This is a genomic window from Geodermatophilus sp. SYSU D01119 (assembly GCF_054049975.1).
The window spans coordinates 1-18,621 of sequence record NZ_JBJGYL010000038.1; the positions used below are offsets into that span (position 1 = coordinate 1).

General features: G+C 75.6%; 15 protein-coding genes. 5 read left to right on the plus strand and 10 right to left on the minus strand.

The window, feature by feature from the left end:
* Positions 1-238: 238 nt before the first annotated feature.
* The 6 genes from recA to ACI79X_RS21380 form a co-directional block, all read right to left on the minus strand.
* Positions 239-1,270, minus strand: coding sequence for a recombinase RecA (gene recA, locus ACI79X_RS21355; protein WP_457027428.1), 1,032 nt, complete (start codon positions 1,268-1,270; stop codon positions 239-241).
* A gap of 193 nt (positions 1,271-1,463) precedes the next feature.
* Positions 1,464-1,658, minus strand: a complete 195-nt coding sequence (locus ACI79X_RS21360) for a DUF3046 domain-containing protein (protein ID WP_456929001.1) — start codon at positions 1,656-1,658, stop codon at positions 1,464-1,466.
* A 10-nt stretch (positions 1,659-1,668) separates the two neighbouring features.
* On the minus strand, positions 1,669-2,310 hold the full coding sequence (locus ACI79X_RS21365) for a hypothetical protein (RefSeq protein WP_457027429.1): 642 nt from the start codon (positions 2,308-2,310) through the stop codon (positions 1,669-1,671).
* Positions 2,307-2,768: a MarR family winged helix-turn-helix transcriptional regulator gene (locus tag ACI79X_RS21370; protein WP_457027430.1), complete on the minus strand. Its 462-nt coding sequence runs from the start codon at positions 2,766-2,768 to the stop codon at positions 2,307-2,309. Before ACI79X_RS21370 ends, ACI79X_RS21365 begins: the two co-directional genes overlap by 4 nt.
* Positions 2,769-2,938: 170 nt before the next feature.
* Positions 2,939-4,195, minus strand: coding sequence for an MFS transporter (locus ACI79X_RS21375; protein ID WP_457027431.1), 1,257 nt, complete (start codon positions 4,193-4,195; stop codon positions 2,939-2,941).
* 7 nt (positions 4,196-4,202) lie between these two features.
* Positions 4,203-5,348: an acyl-CoA dehydrogenase family protein gene (locus tag ACI79X_RS21380; protein WP_457027432.1), complete on the minus strand. Its 1,146-nt coding sequence runs from the start codon at positions 5,346-5,348 to the stop codon at positions 4,203-4,205.
* A gap of 107 nt (positions 5,349-5,455) precedes the next feature.
* Here ACI79X_RS21380 and ACI79X_RS21385 point away from each other — a divergent pair, with 107 nt between their 5' ends.
* The 3 genes from ACI79X_RS21385 to ACI79X_RS21395 all read left to right on the plus strand — a co-directional run bounded on the left by ACI79X_RS21385 (position 5,456) and on the right by ACI79X_RS21395 (position 11,913).
* Positions 5,456-6,289 carry a hypothetical protein gene (locus ACI79X_RS21385; protein ID WP_457027433.1) on the plus strand — a complete coding sequence of 278 codons (834 nt, stop codon included), beginning with the start codon at positions 5,456-5,458 and terminating at the stop codon, positions 6,287-6,289.
* An 86-nt stretch (positions 6,290-6,375) separates the two neighbouring features.
* The gene (locus ACI79X_RS21390; protein WP_457027434.1) at positions 6,376-10,992 is read left to right on the plus strand and encodes an ATP-dependent helicase; all 4,617 of its coding nucleotides are present in this window, start codon (positions 6,376-6,378) and stop codon (positions 10,990-10,992) included.
* 69 nt (positions 10,993-11,061) lie between these two features.
* Positions 11,062-11,913, plus strand: a complete 852-nt coding sequence (locus tag ACI79X_RS21395) for a cold shock domain-containing protein (protein WP_457027435.1) — start codon at positions 11,062-11,064, stop codon at positions 11,911-11,913.
* A 66-nt stretch (positions 11,914-11,979) separates the two neighbouring features.
* On the opposite strand, the gene ACI79X_RS21400 is transcribed toward ACI79X_RS21395, so the two are convergent.
* Positions 11,980-12,570 (minus strand): antibiotic biosynthesis monooxygenase, encoded by a 591-nt coding sequence (locus tag ACI79X_RS21400; RefSeq protein ID WP_457027436.1) that lies wholly within the window; start codon positions 12,568-12,570, stop codon positions 11,980-11,982.
* A gap of 98 nt (positions 12,571-12,668) precedes the next feature.
* Between ACI79X_RS21400 and ACI79X_RS21405 the strand changes: the two genes are divergently transcribed.
* On the plus strand, positions 12,669-13,523 hold the full coding sequence (locus ACI79X_RS21405) for a DNA-formamidopyrimidine glycosylase family protein (protein WP_457027437.1): 855 nt from the start codon (positions 12,669-12,671) through the stop codon (positions 13,521-13,523).
* A gap of 64 nt (positions 13,524-13,587) precedes the next feature.
* Here the strand turns inward: ACI79X_RS21405 and ACI79X_RS21410 are convergent, their stop codons facing one another.
* Positions 13,588-14,424: a PspA/IM30 family protein gene (locus ACI79X_RS21410; protein WP_457027438.1), complete on the minus strand. Its 837-nt coding sequence runs from the start codon at positions 14,422-14,424 to the stop codon at positions 13,588-13,590.
* 205 nt (positions 14,425-14,629) lie between these two features.
* On the opposite strand from ACI79X_RS21410, the gene ACI79X_RS21415 reads away from it, so the two are divergent.
* Positions 14,630-15,652 carry a PfkB family carbohydrate kinase gene (locus ACI79X_RS21415; RefSeq protein WP_457027439.1) on the plus strand — a complete coding sequence of 341 codons (1,023 nt, stop codon included), beginning with the start codon at positions 14,630-14,632 and terminating at the stop codon, positions 15,650-15,652.
* A gap of 1 nt (position 15,653) precedes the next feature.
* Here the strand turns inward: ACI79X_RS21415 and ACI79X_RS21420 are convergent, their stop codons facing one another.
* Together ACI79X_RS21420 and ACI79X_RS21425 are read right to left on the minus strand one after the other, a co-directional pair.
* Positions 15,654-17,288, minus strand: a complete 1,635-nt coding sequence (locus tag ACI79X_RS21420) for a glycoside hydrolase family 13 protein (protein ID WP_457027440.1) — start codon at positions 17,286-17,288, stop codon at positions 15,654-15,656.
* Positions 17,289-17,297: 9 nt separating this feature from the next.
* Positions 17,298-18,590, minus strand: coding sequence for an ABC transporter ATP-binding protein (locus ACI79X_RS21425; protein ID WP_457027441.1), 1,293 nt, complete (start codon positions 18,588-18,590; stop codon positions 17,298-17,300).
* Positions 18,591-18,621: the final 31 nt, after the last annotated feature.

The window sequence follows — 18,621 nt, forward strand, 5'->3', positions numbered from 1 at the left end:
GCTGGTGGGCCGGTGGGCGGGGGCGCGGCGGGGGGGGGGGGGGGCGGGGGGGGGGGGGGGGGGGGGGGGGGGGGGGGCGGGGGGCCCGGCCCCCCCCCCCCGCGCCGCCGCCCGCGGCCGGCACGGTCGCCGGGACCCGGTGCACGGGTCCGGCGTCCGCGCCGGCCGCTGGGGCGGCCGGTCAGCTCGGGGTCGGCCTCCTCGGAGGCCGGCCCGGGCCAGCCGGTCACGGGGTGACTCAGAAGTCGGCCGACTCGGCGGCCGGCGCGTCGACCTGCGGGCCGATGCCCAGCTTCTCCTTGACCTTCTTCTCGATCTCGTCGGCGAGGTCGGGGTTGTCGCGGAGGAACGTGCGGACGTTCTCCTTGCCCTGGCCGAGCTGGTCGCCCTCGTACGTGTACCAGGCGCCGGACTTGCGGATGAAGCCCTGCTCGACGCCGGCGTCGATCAGGCCGCCCTCACGGCTGAAGCCGTGGCCCCACAGCAGGTCGAGCTCGGCCTGCTTGAACGGGGCGGCGACCTTGTTCTTGACGACCTTCACCCGGACCCGGCTGCCGACGGCGTCGGTGCCCTGCTTGAGGGTCTCGATGCGGCGCACGTCGAGGCGGACCGACGAGTAGAACTTCAGCGCGCGACCACCGGTGGTGACCTCGGGCGAGCCGTAGACGATGCCGACCTTCTCGCGCAGCTGGTTGATGAAGATCGCGGTGGTGCCGGAGTTGTTCAGCGCACCGGTGATCTTCCGCAGCGCCTGGCTCATGAGGCGGGCCTGCAGACCGACGTGGCTGTCACCCATCTCGCCCTCGATCTCGGCGCGGGGCACGAGGGCCGCCACGGAGTCGATGACGATGATGTCCAGCGCGCCGGAGCGGATCAGCATGTCGGCGATCTCGAGCGCCTGCTCACCGGTGTCGGGCTGGCTGACCAGCAGCGCGTCGGTGTCGACGCCGATGGCCCGGGCGTACTCCGGGTCGAGCGCGTGCTCGGCGTCGATGAAGGCCGCGATGCCGCCGGCGGCCTGGGCGTTGGCCACCGCGTGCAGGGCGACGGTGGTCTTACCGGAGGCCTCCGGGCCGTAGACCTCGATGACGCGGCCGCGCGGCAGGCCGCCGATGCCCAGCGCGATGTCCAGGGCGATCGAGCCGGTCGGGATGACCTTGATCGCCTGGGCGGCGCTGTCGCCCAGCCGCATGACCGAGCCCTTGCCGAACTGCTTGTCGATCTGGGCGAGGGCCATGTCGAGGGCCTTGTCGCGGTCGAGCGTTGCCATGGTGCTCACCTTCGGGAAGTCGCGTGTCGTGGAGTCGATGCGGTGTCGGAGGCGACGCTAGGCCGGGGGTCTGACATTTCCGGGGACCGACCGGACCTGTGGAGGGACGACCTCCCTGTGGACGCGCCCGCCACTGTAGGACGAACACGTGTTCGAGTCGAGCGACACGCAGGGCCGCCCGCCGGGGACCGGCTCAGCGCTCCTTGAGGGGCACGTCGTACTCCTCGCAGATCGCCAGCCACACGCGGCGGACCGGCAGCCCGGCCTCCAGCGCGTCAACGGCGGTGCGCCCGCCCAGGGCGGAGAAGACGTGGTCGCGCGCCACGCTCTGCGCCCGCATCGACCCGAAGCGGTCGTCGAGCCGGGACCAGAACTCCTGCAGGCGCACGCTCCCGACGCTAGCGCGCGCCCGCGTCGGGGGTGGCGGCCGCGTGCCCGGCCAGCCCCGCGCGCAGCCGGCGCACCAGCGCGGCCGGGTCGTCGGCGGCCAGCCGGACCTCGTCGACCGGCCGTCCGCCGGTGCGGGCGAGCGGCAGCACGAGCGGCGTCCGCAGCTCGACGTCGACCTGCGTGGAGGCGACGACGGCGACCGACACCGCCCGCCGCCCGCCCTCCTCGGCGACGACGACGGTGCGCGAGCCCTCGACCGAGCGCCGCCGCACGCGGACCGCCGCGATGGCCTCCCACGGCACCCGCACGTCGACGGAGGACCCGTTGCGCACGCGCAGCCCCTCGTCGTCGACCACGTGCGGGTGGACGTGCATGCCGCCGAGCATGCCGAGCATCCACAGCAGGCCGTAGACGCCGACGACGAGCAGGGCCACGCGCGCCGCCGGCCACGGCAGGAGCCAGTCGACCAGCGGGATCTCGACGGCCGACAGGACGACGAAGGTCCACAGCACCGGCGAGGCGGCCGACCCGTAGCCGAAGGCCTCGGCGCCGGCCGGGACGTCGGGCCGGCGCGACACCCAGCGCGCCAGGCTGCGCCAGGTGCCGAGCTCGAGGGCGACCGCGCGGCGCACCGGCCCCGGGGCGCTCACGGCGCCTCCTCCGCGGCGCTGCCCGGGACCAGCGGCCGCAGCCGCCCGAGGACGTCGTCGAGGGCGGACACCAGCCCGTCGAGCCGGTCGGCCGACAGGCCGCCGAACAGCTGACCGGCGAGCTCGGCCTGGCCGCGCCCGAGCTCGTCGAGCAGCTCCCGCCCGCGCCCGGTGGGCGTGACCAGCGTGGCCCGCCGGTCGTCCGGGTGCGGCTCGCGGGTGACCAGGCCGGCGGCGGCCAGCCCGTCGACCAGGCCGGTCACGTTGCGGGCGCTGACGCCGAGGGCGTCGGCGAGCGCGCGCTGGGTGCTCGGGCCGGCGGCGCGCAGGTGCCACAGCAGCGTCGTGCGGGCCACCGTCAGGCCGGAGGCGGCCAGCGACGCCGTCATGTCCCGGCCCAGCAGGACGGTCAGCTCCAGCACGCGGTCCAGTGCGGCCACCCGGGCGTCGTCCGCCATCGTGAACCCCCTGCATCGTGAAGGTGCTTCACGATAGCAGGACTAAGCTGGGCCCGTGTTCCCCTCCACCGGCTCCGCGACCTGGGACACCGTCCTGGAGATCGGCATCGCGCTGTGCATGCTCGTGTCGCTGGTGCTGCTCTGGCGCGGGATGCGCGGCCGCTGAGGCCTCATCGGCGCAGCGCCCAGACCAGCGCCAGCGGCAGCACGAGGGCGGCCGAGACGCCGGCCACCAGGCCGAAGCCGCCGGCCGCGAGCAGCGGACCGCCGGCCGCGCCCGCGACGGCGGCGCCCAGCCCCATGAGGAGGTCGGTGCCGCCCTGCGCGGCCGGCCGCGTGGCCGCGGGCACCGACTCGGTGACCAGCGTGGAACCCGCGATCAGCCCGCAGGACCAGCCCAGGCCGAGCAGCAGCAGCCCGACGCCGAGGCGGCCCGCGGCCTCCGGCGGTGCTGTGCCGGCGATGGCCGCGGCGGCAAGCAGCAGCACCCCGCCCACGGCCACGGTCGCCCGTCGGCCGGCCCGGTCGGCGAGCCAGCCGACCAGCGGGGAGAACAGGTACATCCCGGCCACGTGCACGCTGATGACCACGCCCACCAGGCGCAGCGTCGTCGCGTCGTCGTGCCCGCCGGCGTGCCCCATGTGCACCGGCGTCATGACCATGACCCCGACCATCACGGAGTGGGCGACCACGACGGCGACCACGCCGAGCCGCCCGTCGGCCGAGGCCCACACCTCCCGCAGCGCCGCGCGGGTGCTCCCGCGGCTGCCGGCCGGCCGCGTGCCGCCGTCGGCCAGCCGCCGGGACAGCAGCAGCGGGTCCGGCCGCAACAGCACCAGCAGGACCGCCGCGACGACGGCGAACCCCGCGGCGGAGACGACGAAGCCGCCGCCGAGCTCCGGCAGGCCGAGGGCCCGCCCCAGCGCGGCCCCGGGCGCGGCGAGGTTCGGACCGAGAACCGAGCCGACCGTCGTCGCCCAGACGACCAGCGACAGGTCGCGGCCGCGCCGCTCCGGCGTCGCGAGGTCGGCGGCGGCGTAGCGCGCCTGCAGGCCGCAGGCGGTGGAAGCACCGAAGGCGAACAGGCCGGCGAGCAGCAGCGGCAGCGAGGACAGCGCCGCGGCGAGCACGGTGACCAGCGCCCCGGCGACGGCGACGGCGTAGCCCGCGGCCAGCCCGGCGCGCCGGCCGGCCCGGTCGGACAGCCGGGCGAGCGGGACGGCGAGCACCGCGGCGCCGAGGACGCCGGCGGTCTGCCCGAGGCCGGCCGCGGCGTCGCTGCCGGCGACCTCCCGCGCGAGCAGCCCGCCGATCGTGATCCCGACGGTGACGCCGAGGCCCGCGAGCGCCACGGCGCCGGAGAGGACGCCGACGGTGCGCCGCTGGACCCGCGCGACGTCGACGGTGACCGGGACCTCCGTCGTCACGGCCGGCTCACAGCCCGAGCGAGCGGCCGATGATCTCCCGCATGATCTCGTTCGTGCCGCCGTAGATGGACTGCACGCGGGCGTCGCGCCACGCCTTCGAGACCGGGTACTCGTCCATGTAGCCGTAGCCACCGTGCAGCTGCAGGCAGCGGTCGGCCACCTTGTTCTGCAGCTCGGTCGTCCAGTACTTGGCCATCGCCGCGTCGACGGCGGTCAGCTCGCCCCGGCCGAGCTGGCGGACGCACTCGTCGACGAAGGTGCGCGCGATCGTCGTCTCGGTGGTGAGCTCGGCGAGCACGAACCGGCTGTGCTGGAAGCTGCCGACCGGCCGGCCGAACGCCGTCCGGCCGGTCACGTACCCGCGCGTCTGCGCCAGCACCGTCTCGCAGGCGGCGACGGCGCCCACGGCGATCGACAGCCGCTCCTGCGGGAGGTTCTCCATGAGGTGGGCGAAGCCGCGGTTCTCGGTGCCGAGCAGGTTGGCCGCGGGGACGCGCACCTCGTCGAAGAAGAGCTCGGCGGTGTCCTGCGCCTTGAGACCGACCTTGTCGAGGTTGCGGCCGCGGGTGAAGCCGGGCATGCCCCGCTCGACGACGAGCAGGCTGGTGCCCCTGGCGCCGGGGGCGTCGGGATCGGTGCGGGCGACCACGATGACCAGGTCGGCGTTGATCCCGTTGGTGATGAACGTCTTCGCGCCGCTGAGCACCCACTCGTCGCCGTCACGGCGGGCGGTGGTGCGGATGGCCTGCAGGTCGCTGCCGGTGCCGGGCTCGGTCATCGCGATCGCGGTGATCAGCTCCCCCCGGCAGAACCCGGGCAGCCAGCGCTGCGCCTGCTCCTCGGTGCACAGGTCGCGCAGGTAGGGGGCGACGACGTCGTTGTGCAGGCCGAACCCGAGGCCGCTGGCGCCGATGCGGGTGACCTCCTCGTCCAGGACGGCGTTGTAGCGGAAGTCGCGCACCCCGCCGCCGCCGTAGCGCTCGTCGACGTCGAAGCCGAGCAGCCCCTGCTCGCCGCCCGAGAGCCAGACCTCGCGGGGCACGATCCCGTCGCGCTCCCACCGGTCGTGGAAGGGGGCGACGTTCTTCTCCAGCCACGTGCGGACCGTCTGCCGGAAGTCCTCGTGGTCGGCCTCGTAGAGGGAGGAGCGCATGCCCGGCAGTGTGCCGCACGCCACCCCTGGTCCCGCCGCGGTCGAAGACGGACTGTGCGGGACTGGCGGCCCTGGGCCCGCGGCATCGCGCTCGCGAGACTCCGGAGGTGGGTGTCGTCGTCGTCTGCCTGCTGTTGCTGGTCACTGGGCTCCTCGTGGCCGGGCGGTGGGGACGGCTGCCCCTCCTGACCCCCGGCCCGGTCACGTCCGATGGACGTCGGCCCTCCACGAGGGCGGTGCTCCGGCGCTATCTGTGGTGGTTGAACCTGTGGACGGTGACGACCGCCGTCAGCACTGTGCTCGCGGCCGGGCCGGGTGGCCGCCTCGTCATGCGCCTCCTCGCCCTCACCTCTCCGGAGGCACGGGGACTGGTCACCGAGGGAGGCGCCGTGGTCGGCCGGGTCTCCGCGAGCGGCACCGTCGGCTTCCTGGTGTTCGGCGCCCTTCCCGCCGGAGCTCTGGCGGCGTTGCTCTACTTGCTCGTGCACCGGCTCCTGCCCGCAGGGTGGTGGCGTGCCGTATCGCTGGCGGGACTGCTGCTGGTCCTGTTCGCCGTCCGACTCGACCCGCTGCGCCCGGGCAACGTCGACTTCACCTTCCTCGGCCCGGGCTGGGTCGCCGTGCTCTCCCTCGTCGCACTGACGCTCCTGCACGCCGCTGTGGTCGTCGGAGTGGCTGGGGCCACGAGCCGGACGCTGCCGGAGCCGGACGAATGGTCGATCGTCCGATACCTGCCGCTTCTCTCGCTCGTCCTCGTGTTCCCGCTGGGCGCCGCAGCCGCCGCCATAGGGGTCCTCGTGCTCATCGCCTCCCGTGCTGTGTCGACGTGCGGCCCAGACGTCCGGGTGGCCGTCCGTACGGGACGCGTCGTCCTGGCGGGTGCGGTGGTGGTGGCGCTGCCGGGGGCAGTCACCGGATTGGCCGAGGTGCTCGCCGGCTGACAGTCAGGCCGCAGACCGGGTCATCCGTCGGGTGCCGACATCGGCGCAGGCCAGCGGACTGTCGTACCCGCGGGGACACTGGGGACGTGCCCGCTCTCGACCGGTTCTCCGCGCCCACCCGGGCCTGGTTCACGGGTGCGTTCGCCGAGCCCACGGCGGCGCAGGAGGGCGCCTGGCAGGCCATCAGCAGCGGCGGGCACGCGCTCGTCGTCGCCCCCACCGGGTCGGGCAAGACGCTGGCGGCCTTCCTCTGGTCGCTCGACCGGCTCACCAGCATCCCGCCGGCCGACGAGAGCCGCCGCTGCCGCGTCCTCTACGTGTCCCCGCTCAAGGCGCTGGCGGTCGACGTCGAGCGCAACCTGCGGGCGCCGCTGGCCGGCATCGGGCAGGCCGCGATGCGCCTGGGCCTCCCCCGCCCCGAGATCACCGTCGGCATCCGCTCCGGCGACACCCCGGCCGACGAGCGGCGGGCCTTCACCCGGCGGCCCACCGACATCCTCATCACCACGCCCGAGTCGCTGTTCCTCATGCTCACGAGCTCGGCGCGGGAGGCGCTGCGCGGCGTCGAGACGGTGATCGTCGACGAGGTGCACGCCGTCACCGACAGCAAGCGCGGCGCGCACATGGCCGTCTCCCTCGACCGGCTCGACGAGCTGCTCGACCGCCCGGCGCAGCGGATCGGCCTGTCGGCCACCGTGCGCCCGATCGAGGAGGTGGCCACCTTCCTCGCCGGCGGCCGGCCGGTGGAGGTCGTGCAGCCGCCGTCGGTCAAGCAGTGGGACCTGTCGGTGGTCGTGCCGGTCGAGGACATGAGCCAGCTGGGGCAGCCCACCGGCGAGCTGGAGGGCTCGGCCGCCGGTGACCAGCCGCGGACGTCGATCTGGCCGGCGGTCGAGGAGCGGGTGCTCGACCTGGTCGAGGCCCACCGCAGCACCATCGTCTTCGCCAACTCCCGCCGGCTGGCCGAGCGGCTCACCAGCCGGCTCAACGAGATGGCCTTCGAGCGCGCCACCGGCGAGCCGGTCCCGCCCGGCACGAACGCCGCCGCGCTCATGGCGCAGGCCGGGTCCGGCGGTGGCGTCCCCGAGGGCGTGAAGCCGGTCGCCGCGGCCCACCACGGCTCGGTGTCCCGCGAGCAGCGCGCCGTCGTCGAGGAGGCGCTGAAGTCCGGGCAGCTGCCGGCGGTGGTGGCGACGTCGTCGCTCGAGCTCGGCATCGACATGGGCTCGGTCGACCTCGTCGTCCAGGTCGAGGCGCCGCCCACCGTGGCCGCGGGCCTGCAGCGGGTGGGCCGCGCAGGGCACCAGGTCGGCGCGGTCAGCCGCGGCGTCCTGTTCCCCAAGTACCGCGGCGACCTCGTGCAGTGCGCGCTGGTCGCCGAGCGGATGAAGGCCGGCGCGATCGAGTCGATCCGCTACCTGCGCAACCCCCTCGACGTGCTCGCCCAGCAGATCGTGGCGATCGTGTCCGAGGGCCCGCGCACGGTGGAGGAGGTCGGCGCGCTGCTGCGCCGGTCCGCGCCGTTCTCCGGCCTGCCGGACCCGGCGCTGCACGCGGTCCTCGACATGCTCGCCGGCCGCTACCCCTCCGACGCGTTCGCCGAGCTGCGGCCGCGGCTGACCTGGGACCGGGTCACCGACACCCTCACCGCCCGCAACGGCGCCCAGCGGCTGGCGGTCACCAGCGGCGGCACCATCCCCGACCGCGGGCTGTTCGGCGTCTTCCTCGTCGGCGGCGAGGGCTCGGGCGGGCGCCGCGTGGGCGAGCTCGACGAGGAGATGGTCTACGAGTCGCGGGTGGGCGACGTCTTCCTGCTCGGCTCGTCGTCCTGGCGGATCGAGGAGATCACCCACGACCGGGTGCTGGTCTCCCCCGCCCCCGGCCAGCCCGGGAAGATGCCGTTCTGGCACGGCGACGCTCCCGGCCGGCCGCTGGAACTCGGCCGCGCGCTGGGCGCCTTCCTCCGCGAGGTCGGGTCGGCGACGCCGGAGCGGGGCCGCGAGCGGGCGCAGGCCGCCGGTCTCGACGACTGGGGCGCGGCCAACCTGCTCGCCTACCTCGCCGAGCAGAAGGCGGCCACCGGGCACCTGCCCGACGACCGCACGCTGCTGGTCGAGCGGTTCCGCGACGAGCTCGGCGACTGGCGGCTGGTCGTGCACTCCCCCTTCGGCGCGCAGGTCAACGCCCCCTGGGCGCTGGTGCTCGCCGCGCGGCTGCGCGAGCGCTACGGCGTCGACGTCGCCTCCATGCACTCCGACGACGGCATCGTGCTGCGGCTGCCCGACACCACCGGAGAGCCGCCCGAGGCCGACCTCGCCGTCCTCGACCCCGACGACGTCGAGCGGGAGGTGACCGCCGAGGTCGGCAGCTCGGCGCTGTTCGCGAGCCGCTTCCGCGAGTGCGCCGCCCGCGCACTGCTGCTCCCCCGCCGCGACCCGCGCCGGCGCACCCCGCTGTGGCAGCAGCGCCAGCGCGCCGCCCAGCTGCTGAGCGTGGCCAGCGAGTTCTCCAGCTTCCCCATCACGCTGGAGGCGGCCCGCGAGGTGCTGCAGGACGTCTACGACGTGCCCGGGCTGGTCGAGCTGATGCGCGACGTCCGCTCCCGGCGGGTGCGCGTGGTCGACGTGCAGACCCAGTCCGCGAGCCCGTTCGCCCAGTCGCTGTTGTTCGGCTACGTCGGGCAGTTCCTCTACGAGGGCGACGCCCCGCTGGCCGAGCGCCGCGCGCAGGCGCTGGCGCTCGACACCGGCCTGCTCGCCGAGCTGCTCGGCCGCTCCGAGCTGCGCGAGCTGCTCGACGCCGAGGCGCTGGCCGAGGTGGAGCGCGAGCTGCAGCGGCTGCCCACCGAGCGGCACCCCCGCGACGTCGACGGCGCCTCCGACCTGCTGCGCGGCCTCGGCGACCTCACCCCGGCCGAGGCGGCGCTGCGCGGCGTGCCCGCGGAGTGGCTCCAGGAGCTGGTGGCCTCGCGGCGGGCGATCGTCGTGCGGATCGCCGGCGAGGAGCGGCACGTCGCCATCGAGGACGCCGGCCGGCTGCGCGACGCCCTGGGCACCGCGCTGCCCGTCGGCGTCCCGGAGGCGTTCACCGAGCCGGTCGCCGACCCGCTGGGCGACCTCGTCGGCCGCTACGCCCGCACGCACGGACCGTTCCAGCCCGCCGAGGTGGCCACCCGCCTGGGCCTCGGCGTCGCCGTGGTCACCGCGACGCTGCAGCGGCTGGTGGGCACCGGGCGGCTGGTCACCGGCGAGTTCCGGCCCGGCGGCACCGGCCAGGAGTGGTGCGACGCCGAGGTGCTGCGCTCGGTGCGCCGCCGCAGCCTGGCCAAGCTGCGCCAGGAGGTCGAGCCGGTGCCGATCGGCACGCTGGCCCGTTTCACCCCGTCCTGGCAGTCGGTGGGCAGCCGGATGCGCGGCGTCGACGGCGTCCTCGCCGTGGTCGAGCAGCTGGCCGGCGCGCTCGTCCCGGCCAGCGCGCTGGAGTCGCTGGTGCTGCCGAGCCGGGTGCGCGACTACCGCCCCGCGATGCTCGACGAGCTCACCAGCGCCGGCGAGGTGCTGTGGGCCGGCGCCGGCGGGCTGCCCGGCGGCGACGGCTGGGTGAGCCTGGTGCCCGCCGACCTCGCGCCGCTGCTGCTGCCCGACCCCGTGGAGCTGCCGGAGGAGGGGGGCGTCGGGTTCGCCGTCCTCGAGCAGCTGTCGGCCGGGCAGGCGGTCTTCTTCCGCGGCCTGTCCGACAGCGTCGGTCGGGCTGTCGGCGCCACCGACGACACCGCGCTCGCCGACGTCGTGTGGGACCTGGTGTGGGCCGGGCTGCTCACCAACGACACGCTCGCCCCGCTGCGCACCCGGCTGGCCGGCGGCGGCACGCACAAGCGCACCCCGGCGCCGCCGCGCGCCCGGGTGGACCGCACCCGCTACGGCCGCCCGCGCCTGGGCCGCCCGGCGATGCCCACCCGCACCGGCCCGCCCACCGTGGCCGGCCGCTGGTCGCGGCTGCCCGAGCGGGAGCCCAACCCGACGCGGCGCACCACCGCCCGCGCCGAGGCGCTGCTCGAGCGGCACGGCGTGCTCACCCGCGGCGCGGTCATGGCCGAGCAGGTGCCCGGCGGGTTCTCCGCCGTCTACCCGGTGCTGCGCGCGTTCGAGGAGAACAACCGGGCCCGGCGCGGCTACTTCGTCGAGACCCTCGGCGCCGCCCAGTTCGGCACCCCCGGCTCGGTCGACCGGCTGCGCGCCTTCGCCACCCCCGACCGCGCCCCCGAGGGCGCGATCGTGCTCGCCGCCACCGACCCGGCCAACGTGTACGGCGCGGCGCTGCCGTGGCCGGACCGCACCGGCCCCTCCGACGGCGAGTCGGCCGACCAGGTCGCGGTCGACGTCGGCGAGGGCACCGGCGGCGGGAAACGGGCCACCGGGCACCGCGCCGGGCGCAAGGCCGGCGCGCTGGTCGTGCTGGTCGACGGCGAGCTGGTGCTCTACGTCGAACGCGGTGGCAAGACGCTGCTGTCGTGGACCGAGGACGAGCAGACGCTCAAGGAGGCCGCCACCGCGCTGTCGGGCGCCGTCGCCGCCGGCGCGCTGGGCCGGATGGTGGTGCAGAAGGCCGACGGCGCCTCGGTGCACCAGGACACCCCGCTGTCGTCGGCGCTGCAGGCCGCCGGGTTCGCGGCCACCCCGCGGGGGTTGCGTCTCCGCGGCTGAGGGAGTCGGCATTCACCGCGGACGCGTACCGTGGATCGTCGCAGTTCGTGAGGGATAGAGGGAACAGACATGGCAGCCGGCACGGTCCGCTGGTTCGACGCGGACAAGGGCTTCGGGTTCATCGAGCCGCAGGACGGCGGGGACGACGTGTTCGTCCACTTCTCGGCGATCGAGGACACCGGGGGCTTCCGCACCCTCGACGAGGGGCAGTCGGTCGACTACGACGCGAGCCCCGGCCCGCGCGGCCCCCAGGCCGACCGGGTGCGCCCGACCGGCGGAGCGCCCCGCGCCCGCCGTGACGACCGGCGGGACGACCGCGGTCCCGCCCGCGACGACCGGGGTGGGTACCGCGACGACCGCGGCCGCTCCGGCGGGAGCCGCGCGCCCCGCGGGATCGTCGTCCAGGGCACCGTGACGCGCTTCGACGCGGACCGCGGCTTCGGGTTCATCGTCCCGGAGGACGTCTTCGTGCACGTCTCCGCGCTCAGCGGCCGCGGTGGCGAGCTCGAGGAGGGCGACCGCGTCGAGTTCGAGCTGGTCGAGGGCAACCGCGGCCTGCAGGCCGAATCGGTGCGGCTGGTCGGCGGCGGCCGGCGCGGCGGCTACGACCGGCCCGCGCCCCGCGACCGCCGGGACGACCGCCGCGACGACCGGGGCGGCCGCGACCAGCGCCCGGCCCGCTCCGCCGGCCGCGGCGGGGACGCCGGCGGCGACGCGCAGGGCACCGTGCAGTGGTTCAACCCCGACAAGGGCTTCGGCTTCATCACGCCCGACGACGGCGGCGACGACGTCTTCGTGCACTTCTCGGAGATCGAGGAGACCGGCGGCTACCGCGAGCTCGAGGAGGGCCAGCGGGTCGCCTTCACCCGCACCTCCGGCGCCCGCGGCGTCAGCGCCGCCGGCGTCCGCCCGCTCGACTGATGAAGGACCCCCTCGCTCCCCACCGCTCGCGAGCTCGCGGCGGGACCCTGCGAGGGGGCCGACCGGTCAGCGACGGCCGCGCAGCCAGGGGCCGAACCAGCGGGTCAGCCGCGGCATGACCACCTGGCCGAGCAGCACCACGACGACGGTCGCCGACAGCAGCAGGCGCAGCGGCAGCGGCCAGGACGCGACGTGCGGGGCCACCAGCAGCTGGAAGCCCAGCGTGATCCCGAAGACGGCGGCGATGGTGAGCACCGTCAGCCGCCAGCGCGGGCCCGGCCGCGGCGGGGTCATCGCGGTGAAGAAGCTGTCGAGGCCGGCCACGCGCGCGTAGTCGGCGCCGCCGGAGAGGTGCTCCACCCGCCGCAGCGCCTCCTGCCGCTCGGCCGACCGCTCCCAACGGGCCAGCGACTCGCCGTCGGCGAACCGGTACACCAGGTGGTAGCGGGTGGAGCCGGGGCCGGGGCGCAGCAGGCTGGTACCGAGGTTGCCGGGGAACCGCTCGGCGAGGCCGAGGATCTCCCCGGCCCACTGCTCGAACGGCGCCCGCTGCTCGGGGCGCACGTCGCGGGCCACGGTCACCGTCACCGGCTCGGCCACCCCCGCGACGTGCTCGGGGGCGATGGCCGGGTCGCGCGGGTCGGGACGTCGCTGCACGGCACGCTCAGCGCCGTCCGGGGCCCGGCGCTTCCCGGTCCCGGCGTGACGTCCCTCGCTCCTGAGCACGCCGTTCGCATCCAGGGGACACTGGACGGGTGCCCGAGGGAGACACCGTCTGGCTGGCGGCCAAGCGGATGAACACCGCGCTGGCCGGCGAGACGCTGCGCCGCGGCGAGCTCCGGGTGCCCCAGCTGGCCGCCACCGACCTGGCCGGCCGGACGGTCGCCGCGGTGGTCCCCCGCGGCAAGCACATGCTCACCCGCTTCACCGACGGATGGACGCTGCGCACCCACTACCGGATGGACGGCAGCTGGCACATCTACAGGAAGGGCGCCCGCTGGCACGGCGGCCCCACCTTCTCCATCCGGGCGATCCTGGCCACCGACCGGTGGGACTGCGTCGGCTACCGGCTGCACGACGTCGCGATGGTCCGCACCGAGCACGAGGACACCGTCGTCGGGCACCTCGGCCCCGACGTCCTCGGCCCCGACTGGGACCTCGACGAGGCGCTGCGCCGGCTGGAGTCGCACCCCGACGAGCAGATCGGCGTCGCGATCCTCGACCAGCGCAACCTGTGCGGCCCGGGCAACCTCTACAAGGTCGAGGGGCTGTTCGTCTGCGGCGTGCACCCGTGGATGCGCGTCGCCGACGTCGAAGACCTCGCCGGGCTCGTCGAGCGCACCCGCGCGCTGATGCTCGCCAACCGCGACCGCCCGGAGCAGAGCACCACCGGCGACCTGCGCCGCGGCCGCGACCACTGGGTCTACGGCCGCAAGGACAAGCCCTGCTACCGCTGCGGCACGCCGATCCTGCGCGGCGACCAGGGCCCCGACCTGCAGGAGCGGATCACCTACTGGTGCCCGACCTGCCAGGCCACCGACGCCCCCGTCGACCCGATGGCCCGCACCGGCGAGCCCGACCACCCGCGCCCGCTCACCAGCGCCACCTAGGCACGCCCCGGACACGCCGCGGCCCGGCTCCACCCGAGGGCGGGAGCCGGGCCGCGGCGGTGCGTCAGGCGTTCTCGGGGCGCTGCGCGGTCTGCTCGGTCTTCTCGAACGACGGCGACGCGGCGCCCGGGCCGATCGCGCCGGCCGCGCCGGTGCCGCCCTCGACGGCGGGCGTCTGCCCGCCGCCCATGCCGGCGCGGATCTGCTCCAGCCGCGAGGCGCCGGCGACGTCGAGGGTGGCCTTCTGCACCTCGAGCATCCGGCCCTCGACGGAGGTCTGCGCGAGCTCGGCCTGGCCCAGCGCGTTCGCGTAGCGGGCCTCGATCTTGTCGCGCACCTCGGCGAGGCTCGGGGTGTTGCCCGGCGCCGACAGCTCGTTGACCTGGCGCATCGAGGCGGCCACGTGCTCCTGCATCTTGGCCTGCTCGAGCTGGCTCATCAGCTTGGTGCGCTCGGCGAGCGTCGTCTGCAGCCGCATCCGGCTCTGCTCGACCGCGCCGCGCGCCTGCTCGGCGGCCTGCAGCGCCTCATCGTGGCTGCGCTTGAGGTCCTCCATCGCCTGCTCGGCGGCGACGAGCTGGGTGGCGAACGCCTGCGCGGCCTGCTCGTACTCGGCGGCCTTGGGGGCGTCACCCCGGCCGCGCGCCTGGTCGGCGAGCACGAGCGCCTGGCGGGCGGAGGCCTGCAGCTTCTCGACCTCGCCGAGCTGCCGGTTCAGGCGCATCTCCAGCTGCCGCTGGTTGCCCAGCACCGCCGCGGCCTGGTTGGCCAGCGACTGGTGCCGCTGCTGCTCGGCCTCGATCGCCTGCTGGATCTGGATCTTGGGGTCGGCACGCTGGTCGATCTGCGCGTTGGCCGAGGCCGTCAGGTACCGCCACAGCTTGACGATCGGGTTGGGCATGGCGAGCTCCTCCTGCTCCGGCGCTCATCCGGCGCCGCCTCGTGGCTCCTGCGCACCGCCGTCGTCGACGGCGGTCCTCCTCGCCCATCGTCCCAGCAACCGCGGCACCCGGCCCAGCAGGGAGTCCCCCGGTCCTGCGGCGCTCCCCCGTCCGGGGATCCCCGGGTGTCCCGCGGGGGACGACCCGCGCCGCTAGGGTCGGGCGATGGACAGCGACGGCCCCGTCCTCACCGTGCTCGGCGAGCTCGTCGTCGACCTGCTCCCGGTCGCCGGGGCCGATGCGGGTCCCGAGGGCACCGCCCCCCACTACGTCGCCCGTCCCGGCGGCAACGCGCTCAACGTGGCCGTCGCGGCCGGCCGGCTCGGCACCCGGGTGGCGCTGCTGGCCCGCCTGGGCACCGGCCCGATGGCGCCGGCGTTGCGCCGGCACGCCGAGCTCTCCGGCGTCGACGTCTCCGGCTTCGTGGCCGCCGCCGAGCCGGTCAGCCTCGCCGTCGTCGGTCTCTCCCCCGACGGGTCGGCCGACTACGGCTTCCACGTGCAGGGCGCCGCCGACTGGCAGTGGACCGGCGAGGAGCTCGACGCCGTCCTGCCGGAGGGCACGGCGCTGCTGCACGTCGGGTCGATCTCCTCCTGGACGCCGCCCGGGTCCGAGGCGATCGCCGCGCTCGCCGAGCGCCTGGCGGGGACCGCGCTGGTCAGCGTCGACCCCAACCTGCGGCCCATGCTGGCCGGCGGCCCGGTGGGCACGGCCCTGGGGAACGACCCCGACGGCGTCCGCGCGCGGCTCGACCGGCTGGTCGCCGTCGCCGACGTCGTGAAGGTCAGCGCCGAGGACCTCGCCTGGCTCGAGCCGGACACCACCGACCTCGACGACGCCGCGCGGCGCTGGGCCGCCCGCGGCCCCGCGCTGGTGCTGCTCACCGACGGCGGCGACCCGCTGCGCATCGCCCGGCCCGGCCGCCCGCTGCTGCACCGCGCGACGCCGCGGGTGACGGTCGCCGACACGGTCGGCGCCGGCGACTCCCTCGCCGCGGGCCTGTTCGCCGGGCTGCTGGGCGCCGGCGTCACCACCCGCGCGGCGCTGGAGGGCCTGTCCGACGACGACCTGCTCGCCCTGGTCGACGACGCCGCGCTGGTGGCCGCCCTCAACTGCACCCGCGTCGGCGCGGACCCGCCCACGGCCGCCGAGCTCGCCGCGGCCAGGGAGCAGCGGGCGACCGCCTGACTCAGCCGGCCGCCGGCGCCAGCCAGGCCGCGGTGTCCGGGGGCAGCCCCGCGGACACGTCCCCGCTGGCGAGCAGGAGCCGGCCCCCGTCCAGCGGCACCGTGAGCGGCGAGAGGTTCACGAGGCAGCGGAACCCCGGCCCGCGCTCGAACGCCAGCACGCCGTCGCCGAGGTCGAGCCAGGTCAGCGGCTGCTCGCCGAGGAGCTCGCGCCGCAGCCGCAGCGCCGCGCGGTACAGCGACAGCGTCGAGGACGGGTCGGCGTCCTGCGCGGCCACGGTGAGCGCGCGCCAGTCCTCGGGCTGCGGCAGCCACGGCGCGACCCCGTCCGGGGCGAAGCCGAACGGCGGCCGCTCCCCCGACCACGGCAGCGGCACCCGGCAGCCGTCGCGGCCGCGGGCGGTGCGGCCCGACCGCTCCCACGTGGGGTCCTGCAGCACCTCGGCCGGCAGGTCCTCGACCTCCGGCAGGCCGAGCTCCTCGCCCTGGTACAGGTACGCGCCGCCCGGCAGCGCCAGCGTCAGCAGCGCGGCGGCACGGGCCCGGCGCAGGCCGAGCGCGAGGTCGCTCGGCCCGGCGGCGTCGAAGCCCATGACGGCGGCCCCGCTGCGCGCCCGCCCGAACCGGGTGACGTGCCGGGTCTCGTCGTGGCTGGACAGCACCCAGGTGGCCGGCGCGCCGACCGGCGCCAGCGCGGCCAGCGTCCCGTCGACCACCCGGCGCAGCGCGCCCGCGTCCCACGGCGCCTTGAGGTAGTCGAAGTTGAAGGTGGTGTGCAGCTCGTCGGGCCGCACGTAGCGCGCCAGTCGCTCGGGCCCCTTGACCACGGCCTCGGAGACGAAGAGGCGGTCGCCGTCGTAGGTGTCGCCGATGCGCCGCCACCGGCGGAACACCTCGTGCACCTCGTCGACGTCCCAGTGCGGGTTGCCCACCCACTCGCTGCTGGCGAAGGTCGCGCCCGGTGGGTGACCGGCGTTGGGCAGCCCGGGCACCTTGGCCATGGCCGGCGCGGCGTCGACGCGGATCCCGTCGACGCCACGGTCGAGCCAGAAGCGCACGACGCCGTCGAACTCCTCCTGCACCTCCGGCGAGGTCCAGTCCAGGTCCGGTTGCTCGGGGGCGAACAGGTGCAGGTACCACTGGCCGGGCCGGCCGTCGGGCTCGGTGACCCGCGTCCAGGCCGGCCCGCCGAAGGCACTGATCCAGTCGTTGGGCGGCGTGGTCCCGCCGTCACGGCCGTCCCGGAACAGGTAGCGGCTGCGCTCCGGCGCGCCCGGGCCGCCGGCCAGCGCGGCCCGGAACCACGGGTGCTCGGCGGAGGTGTGGTTGGCGACCAGGTCGACGACCACGCGCAGGCCCAGCGCGTGCGCGTCGGCGAGCAGCGCGTCGACGTCGCCGAGCGTGCCGAAGCGCGGGTCGACGTCGCGGTGGTCGCTGACGTCGTAGCCACCGTCGGCCATCGGCGACGGGTACCACGGCGTCACCCACAGCGCGTCGACACCGAGCCCGGCGAGGTACGGCAGCCGGTCGCGCAGGCCGGGCACGTCGCCCAGCCCGTCACCGTCGCCGTCGGCGAAGCTGCGCAGGTAGACCTCGTAGACGACCGCCGTCCGCCACCACGGACGGCGGTCGTCCACGATCGCGGGTCAGGCCGTGGCGCGGTGCGCCCCGGAGGCGCCCGAGCCCTGGCCGCCCACCGTCTGGCCGGTCGACTGCGCGTGCTCCACCTGCTCGACGCGGTCCTCGGTGGCCATCTGCGTCAGCCGCGCGCCGGCCTCCGCGTCCCGCGTGAGGTTCTCACCCGTCTGCGGGTCGAAGACGTGGATCTTCCGGCTGTCCAGCCAGAACTCCGCCTCGCGGCCCTCCCGGATCCGGCTGGTCGAGTCGATCGACACGATCGCCTGGGTGCGCAGCTCCTCGGAGTCCAGCTCGCGCGACAGCTCGCGCAGCTGGGCGGTGATCGCCTCCGGCGCCTCGTAGGGGATGTAGGCGTACTGCGAGTCGCCCAGCCACTCGGTGACGTCCACCCGCGCGCGGAACGTCGAGCCCAGCGGCCGCTTGGCCTCGTCGACCAGCGAGGCGTCCTCGAAGTACTCCGGCCGGATGCCGACCAGCAGCAGCTCCCGGCCGCGGACGGCCGCGGCGCGCTGCTCGTCCAGCGCGACCGGGCCGAACGGCGTCGACAGCGTCGTGCCCTCGAGGCTCGCCGGCAGGAAGTTCATCGGCGGCGAGCCGATGAACCCGGCGACGAAGAGGTTGACCGGCTGCTCGTAGAGCTCCCGCGGCGAGGCGACCTGCTGGATCTTGCCCTTGCGCAGGACGCAGACCCGGTCGCCCAGCGTCATCGCCTCGGTCTGGTCGTGGGTGACGTAGACCGTGGTGATGCCCAGGCGCCGCTGCAGCCGGGAGATCTCCGTGCGCATCTGCCCGCGCAGCTTGGCGTCGAGGTTGGACAGCGGCTCGTCGAAGAGGAACGCCTCGGCCTGCCGCACGATCGCCCGGCCCATGGCCACCCGCTGGCGCTGACCACCGGAGAGGTTGGCCGGCTTGCGCTCGAGGTGCTCCTTGAGCTCAAGGACGTCGGAGGCCTCCATGACGCGGCGGCGGACCTCGTCGTCGGGCGTCTTGGACAGGCGCAGCGGGAAGGCGATGTTCTCGAACACCGTCATGTGCGGGTAGAGCGCGTAGTTCTGGAAGACCATCGACAGGTTGCGCTCGCGCGGCGCGAGGTCGTTGACCCGCTTGCCGCCGATGACCATGTCGCCGCTGGTGATGTCCTCCAGGCCGACGATCATCCGCAGCAGGGTGGACTTCCCGCAGCCGGACGGCCCGACCAGGATCATGAACTCGCCGTCGGCGATGTCCAGGCTGACGTCGTTCACGGCCGGGTAGCCGTCGCCGTACTGCTTGACGATGTTGCGCATCTCGATGGAGGCCATCAGATCTCGTCCCCTTCGGACGGAAGTGGGG